General features: G+C 56.4%; 4 protein-coding genes and 2 pseudogenes. 2 read left to right on the top strand and 4 right to left on the bottom strand.

What is annotated here, in order from left to right:
• Nucleotides 1–63: 63 nt before the first annotated feature.
• Nucleotides 64–309: pseudogene (locus tag J8I87_RS36425) on the top strand (IS6 family transposase); the annotation flags it as partial.
• A gap of 443 nt (nt 310–752) precedes the next feature.
• Here the strand turns inward: J8I87_RS36425 and J8I87_RS36420 are convergent.
• The 4 genes and pseudogenes from J8I87_RS36420 to J8I87_RS36400 form a co-directional block, all read right to left on the bottom strand.
• Nucleotides 753–2,459 carry an FAD-dependent oxidoreductase gene (locus J8I87_RS36420; protein WP_209937176.1) on the bottom strand — a complete coding sequence of 569 codons (1,707 nt, stop codon included), beginning with the start codon at nt 2,457–2,459 and terminating at the stop codon, nt 753–755.
• Nucleotides 2,460–2,634: 175 nt separating this feature from the next.
• A pseudogene (locus J8I87_RS36415) lies at nt 2,635–2,818 on the bottom strand (transposase); the annotation flags it as partial.
• Nucleotides 2,819–3,040: 222 nt separating this feature from the next.
• Complete coding sequence (locus J8I87_RS36405) at nt 3,041–4,036, bottom strand: LysR family transcriptional regulator (RefSeq protein WP_209937178.1); 996 nt, start codon at nt 4,034–4,036, stop codon at nt 3,041–3,043.
• Nucleotides 4,037–4,308: 272 nt separating this feature from the next.
• Nucleotides 4,309–5,004 carry a DUF3331 domain-containing protein gene (locus J8I87_RS36400; RefSeq protein ID WP_209937175.1) on the bottom strand — a complete coding sequence of 232 codons (696 nt, stop codon included), beginning with the start codon at nt 5,002–5,004 and terminating at the stop codon, nt 4,309–4,311.
• Nucleotides 5,005–5,446: 442 nt separating this feature from the next.
• Between J8I87_RS36400 and cyoA the strand changes: the two genes are divergently transcribed.
• A complete protein-coding gene (gene cyoA, locus J8I87_RS36395) occupies nt 5,447–6,352 on the top strand; it encodes a ubiquinol oxidase subunit II (RefSeq protein WP_209937174.1) in 906 nt (301 codons plus the stop codon).
• The last annotated feature ends 5 nt before the right edge of the window (nt 6,353–6,357 follow it).

Below are 6,357 nucleotides of genomic sequence, written 5' to 3'. Positions count from 1 at the left end.
GGGTACGGTGTACGCGTCTTGCCCATTTCGGCACCTCCTGTAAAAGGATAGGTGTCCGTTTTGGCGGGTCAACTTCACAATCGGGCCGAGAATAGCCATCAGCCTACGCGTGAACGTGAGCGGCGCATGCGTGGTTTCCGTGCGCCCAAACGAAATCAGGCATTCCTGTCGAGCTTCGGGCCGATCCGGCAGCACTTCGCGCTTAAGCGACATCTGTTGCGCGCTACGCTCTACCGCAAACAGCTCGCTGAGCGCTTTGCCGCATGGCATCGTTTCACCGAGCTCACCCAAAATCCGTCACCTGTCTGAGCAAACACATGCCTTCTGCAATATTGTGTCGTCGACGAGTCAACGTGACAATGCCGTCAGCTGTCATCGCCGGCGGTGTGGCACCGCTCATCGGCGCATCGGTCATCGCTTGGGCGACTGCGCACTGGGGCGGTACGGAAGGCAGGATCCTTGCGTGGTTTCCGCTTGCGACGTACGTCGCAATTCTGAGCCTCATGGGCGTGGTGACGACCTTCTACACGCCTGAGACACGCGGCCGTGATCTCGATGATCTACATAATGCATCGGACGATCCAGTAGCATTCGGTGAACACGTGGCTCGACGGTAATAACGGTTCTTGACTCGAGCGCCGTCAGAATGAAGAAAATCCGCAGATGGCGAAATTTTGCGGGGGCAGTTCATCGTTAGCAGGCGCGATACTCCCAAGCGCACCGATGCCGGTCGAATTGGATTGGCCGGGCGCTTACTCCGCATGAGCCGCTAAAAACTGATGAATTTGCGCGACGACGGCGGCCCCTTCACCCACTGCTGCCGCGACACGCTTTGTTGAACCCGACCGGACATCGCCGATCGCAAATACTCCGGGCACGCTCGTATTCAGCCGCAGCGCACCCTCGCCATCTTCACGGGCGCCGACGCCCGTCAACACAAACCCTTTCGCGTCCAGCGATACGCCGCAGGTGTGTAACCAGCGTGTATTGGGCTCAGCACCGATGAAGAGGAATAGATGATGAGTCTCCATGCTCTCGACAGGATCATTGCGGCGCCGATAGTAGACGCGCTCGAGCCGCTCTTCGCCTTCGAATGTCGTTATCTGTGCGCCCGTATGAATCGTCACATTCGGCAGTGACTCAATACGCTCGATCAAATAGCTGGACATACTTTGCTTGAGGTCCAGCGCACGAACGAATACGTGAACATGCGCAGCGTGCGATGCGAGGAACGCCACCGCCTGGCCCGCTGAATTGCCACCACCGACCAGCATCACCGTTTCATTTCGGCACAGTCTCGCCTCGATCGGCGTCGCCCAGTAATAAACGCCATGTCCCTCGAACCGCGCGAGACCCTCCACTGCCGGGTGCCGGTACTCTGCACCGCTAGCGATGACGACCGTGCGCGCCGCGATACGGCGCGCGTCGGACAGCTCAATTTCGAGCGGATACCTAACGCAGTGCAGGGCCTTCACCTCTGTCGGAATCGAAATGTGCGCGCCAAACTTCTGCGCTTGAGTGAACGCCCTGGCCGCGAGCGCGTGCCCCGAAATTCCGGTCGGAAAACCGAGGTAATTCTCGATTCGCGCACTCGTACCGGCTTGGCCACCCGGCGCGCGGCAATCGAAAGCGACGACCGACAAGCCTTCGGACGCGGCATAGACGGCCGCTGCGAGTCCCGCTGGACCAACGCCGACAATGGCGACGTCGTAGATGTGCGACGGATCTAATTCTGGCAGGAGACCCAGGCATGATGCGAGTTGCCGCTCGTCGGGGTTGCGTAACACGTTGCCGTCCGGACAGACGACGAGGGGTAGATCATCGCTTCCGGGACTCAGGCGATCGAGCAGGGTGATGGCCTCGGCGTCTTCGACGTCGAGCGCCATGTGCGGATAGCCGTTACGCCGCAAAAAGTACTGCAACGCAAGCAGCCGGGCGTTATCAGGCGCGGCCACAAGTACGACGCCCTTCCCGTGCTCGATCAACGCAACGCGCCTCAGGATCAGGGCGCGCATTATTCTTTCGCCGAGTTCAGCCTCGGCAACCATCAAAGCACGTAGCCGCTCGGGCGGGATGACGAGCGCCTCGGCGGTTTCGATCGCCTGCGCATCGACGAGGGCGGGCTTGCCCGAGAGCATGCCGATATCAGAGGTGAACTCACCGCGTTGCACGCGAGCACGGAGCAAGCGTCGGTGACCTAGTCCATCGCGTGCCACGTAACGTATCGCTCCCGACAACAGCACAAACATGCCGGGGCTCAACCCGCCCGCGCTATAGAGCATCTGGCCCGTGGCGTAGCAGCAGGGCGCACCAAATCGACTCACCCGCTCTATCTCGACATCGGTCAGCGTCGGGAATATCTGATAGTAGCGCGGGTTGCTGCCTGGTGTCTGCACCTCCTCTCCCAAGTCAGCTTCGTTTTCGGGGGCCGCGCCTTGCGAAAAAGCGTCATTGATCATCGCGAACCTCTCAACCGCGTGCTGCCTGAATCCGACTGGGACTGCCAGGTGGGCGTCGCCGCGGCGCTCTAAGCCCGACAACCAGCTTAAACCATCGGGAAGAAGCGCAGTTCTGCGTTTGCTTAAGCTGCACTGCAAGACGTCCTCGGCAATGTCACATTGATCAACGCCCTCTGCCGCGTTGCCAGGGATGCTGGGAATCGCAGAAGTAGACCTTGATGTCGGTAGGCACGGTAAAGCGCTTGTGGTCGGCCATCTCTTTCCCCCCCATCCCAGGTCAGCGATCTATACAGTTACTGGGGCATCTTCGCAGCATGCTTTATGAGAGCGTTCACAACGGTCTCTGTGTCCTTGCTGGCAACCCTCACCATAGCGGCTTCGGCGTTCGACGAGCATGGCAATGGCAGTTCGGCGTACGCAGGTGTTCCTATCGAGCTTCGGCCCGATCCGGCTGCACTTCGCGCTGAAGCGCCATCTATACGCGCTGGTTTGATGGAAAAGGGGTATTTGCGAATTACATAAGAGTCGCCATCAACTCCGTTTGAAGTTAGAGATTTCCCGTTGACTATATTTGGGGATGTTCAAGCCGATTGCGCTTGAGTTATAAGACGAAGACCTAACGCATGTTGGTTATCGATCTGTGATCCTTTTGCACCACCATTCAATAGCGACTTGTCTCGGTCGACGAGTCCCGGTATTGTTCCACGCAAAAATGCCACCCAGGTTCGAACCTTTGCGTCCACAAACCTCCGGGAAGGGTATATCACATAGATATTTTCCGTCCGAACGATATAGGTTGGCAGCACACGCGTTAATGAGCCATTCTTAAGGCCCTCGATTGCCGCGTATACTGGCAACATTCCGATACCCATGCCGTTCTGTATTCCGGTGGCCAACAAATCGGCTATGTTTACCTGCAATGAGCCATTAACTTCTATCGTCTCGGGCCCATTGGGTCCTTCAAGCCTCCATTCACGGCTCGAAAACGATGGTGTTTGCAGAATAAGGCAGTCGTGGTGCAGGAGGTCGCTTGGCACGCGGGGAGTACCTCGCTCTCGAAGATAGCGAGGGGAGGCGCAAAGGACGCCAAATACTTCACCGAGCGGCAATGCAATGAGTTCCGAACTCGGGAGTGTGGCTGCGGTGACGATCGAAACGTCGTGACCACCATCATACAGGTCGGGCATTCTTTGAGAAACGCTAAGTTCGACACTCACATCGGGATGAAGCGCTCTGTAATCCGCTATGGTTGGCAGAATGTAACGCTGGCCCAGGCATGAAAAGCTGTGCAGTCTGAGGGATCCCGTTGGATGCTCGATCGCGCCACTGGCCTCGTCCTCGGCAGATTCGATGAATTCAAGGATCTTACGGCATCGTTCAAAATAGACCTGTCCGACAGTGGTCAAAGCCAGACGCCGTGTCGATCGATTCATCAGTCTCGCGCGTAAATGGTTTTCGAGTTCTGTTACTGCCCGCGACATGACGCCAGTTGTCAAATCGAGTTCTCTGGCCGCGGCCGTAAAACTCCCTCGTTCGGCCACAAGTACAAAGGAACGCATGTTTTGTAAAGTATCCATCATGTGCTCGGAATAGGTTAAATGCTTACCAACAGGAATCGGCCGACCGATCTGTGTAGAGTTGCGAAGTCCGAAAATCTGCTAGATGAGCAAGCCGGCGCATTACACGAATTGATCATGCTATGAGGCCTTGCGTTGCATGTCGCAAACCGAACGTAAGCGCCGTACCGGGCTGCAGCGCGACCTTCTTCTCTTAGCCACGCCGATCGCGTTGGCGAAACGGATTGCTCGGACGCTCAACCACAACAAAATTCAGTATGTACTACGATACATCACGCCAGACAAAATCCATCCACGGCGGATGCGAGGATCATTCGATCGCTTTCGGCGTGGCCTCCTCGTGTAGCACGCGGTCGAAAAATCTGGTCTCCATGCTGGATTGCGCCACCAGTCAGCAGGCAGAAGGATTCGAAACGCGCACGTCCAAGGCGCCAGGTCTGTTCATCGTGACGTCCATATCGTGGGTCGCTCCAGCAAACGCTCACCGTCAATGACGATGGCCGATCGACAATGAGAAAATGCGAGATCGGAGGCTCGATGCCGTCGGTCCGTGAAATCTCGATCTGTTTGTTCCTCTTAAAGCGGAATCTTTTCTTTTTTTCAGGTTCTGTGCCGTGTTTTGTATTTGATGTTTGCGAAATATGACCCAGGACATCCAGTAATGTGCGGCGCACAACTTCTTCGTCCGTCAAAATAACCATCATAATCTCCACCTGAAATGTTTTCGCTCGGTCTGCTTTCGGCAAACCGATGTTCACCGGGAACGTCTCGCCAGCGACTTCGAATACCATCGCCTCCCGCGCTATCAATCGATTCGAAACACATCCGGCCAGTCGCCTGTTAAAGCGGACGACGAGGCAGGCCGACCTGACGGAGGCAGCACCATCGGGATGGAAACGTTGGATCTGCGAGACGTCACGGATAGAGCGCGCACGGCGCCCTGCAACTGGAATGACAAGGTCTTGCATTCGCGCGCCATGGAAAACTCCTGAAATTTGTCGTCGCAGGAACCGAGGTTAAGCCGAAGCCGGTGCAGAGCGCCATTACACGATGGTGGTAGCGACACCTGCGCATCCTTGGGAAGCGTATCGATTCATCCTGCACCTAAAGTGGAATTGCGGTTGCACGGGCTATGCCCTAGATTAGTTCGCAGGCCGACGCTCCAATGAGCGTTACTCTTCCATCCTGTGGCATGGCCCATTCACTATGTCGCTGATCACATTTCGACGCACGGATATCATTTATGTATATGCACAGCAATGTGCTTCCATGGAAGATGGAAAACGCACAACCGACGACTGAACATGAGCTTGTCGAGCATGTCGGGTTTGGCACTACATCCAGATGGGGTCGTCTTCTCTTGCCCGTTATCCCGCCGCTATCAGCGACCATAGAGGAAGGTTTTTGTGTATGAGAGAAATTTGCCGGAAATTTCTTCGATTCGCCGCAGTGATCGTGGGACTCTCAAGCCTCGGTGGCTGCAGTTGGGTCCTGTTCAACTCGAAGGGCAGTGTCGGCCTTCAGGAGCGCGACCTCATCATCTTATGCATGGGCTTGATGTTGATCGTGGTCATACCGGCCATCGTGCTGACCTTTGTTTTTGCGTGGCAGTACCGTGCGTCGAACCACAAGGCCACGTATATGCCAGAGTGGGCGCATTCCACGCGGATCGAAGCAGTGGTATGGGGTATCCCTATCGTGATAATCGTCACACTGGCGATCATCGTGTGGAAATCAACGCACCGGCTGGATCCGTCCCGACCGCTCGACGTGCCGGGTCAGCCCGTCAACGTCGAAGTCATCGCAACCGACGGGAAATGGATCTTCATTTATCCAGACCTCGGTATCGCCACGATCAATCAGCTGGTATTCCCCGCACATCGCCAGGTGGCATTCAGTATCACCTCGAACTCGACCATGGGGACGTTCTTCATTCCCCAGCTTGGTGGCGAGATCTACGCGATGGCGGGCATGCGGACCCAACTGCACCTGATGGCAAACGAGGAGGGGAAGTTCCATGGCATGTCCGGCAATTTCAACGGACCGGGCTTCTCCGACATGAAGTTCGTTGCAATGGCCACCAGCGAGGATGGCTTCCAGCGCTGGGTGAAGCAGGTCCAGACGTCACCTAACACACTCGATTTCAATACCTTCAAGAAGGTGGCAAAGCCCAGCCAGGGCGATGCGATCGCGCAATTCTCACGGGTTCAGCCTGGTCTTTTCAAAGCGGTGATCGACCAGTACGTTGGCCTGAGAGCGGATACAGCGGCACATGCTGTCCTGGACGTTGGCGCTTCGTCGAAAAGAGAGGAGTAACAGAT

It is taken from the genome of Paraburkholderia sp. LEh10 (assembly GCF_017814945.1).
GTDB lineage: Bacteria > Pseudomonadota > Gammaproteobacteria > Burkholderiales > Burkholderiaceae > Paraburkholderia.
The sequence above is the reverse complement of the archived record's forward strand: the minus strand, read 5'-3'. Positions and strand labels throughout refer to the sequence as shown.

Coding starts and splice junctions, on each gene's coding strand:
- J8I87_RS36420 (WP_209937176.1), bottom strand. CDS start 2,459: ATGATCAATGACGCTTTTTCGCAAGGCGCGGCCCCCGAAAACGAAGCT.
- J8I87_RS36405 (WP_209937178.1), bottom strand. CDS start 4,036: ATGGATACTTTACAAAACATGCGTTCCTTTGTACTTGTGGCCGAACGA.
- J8I87_RS36400 (WP_209937175.1), bottom strand. CDS start 5,004: ATGCAAGACCTTGTCATTCCAGTTGCAGGGCGCCGTGCGCGCTCTATC.
- cyoA (WP_209937174.1), top strand. CDS start 5,447: ATGAGAGAAATTTGCCGGAAATTTCTTCGATTCGCCGCAGTGATCGTG.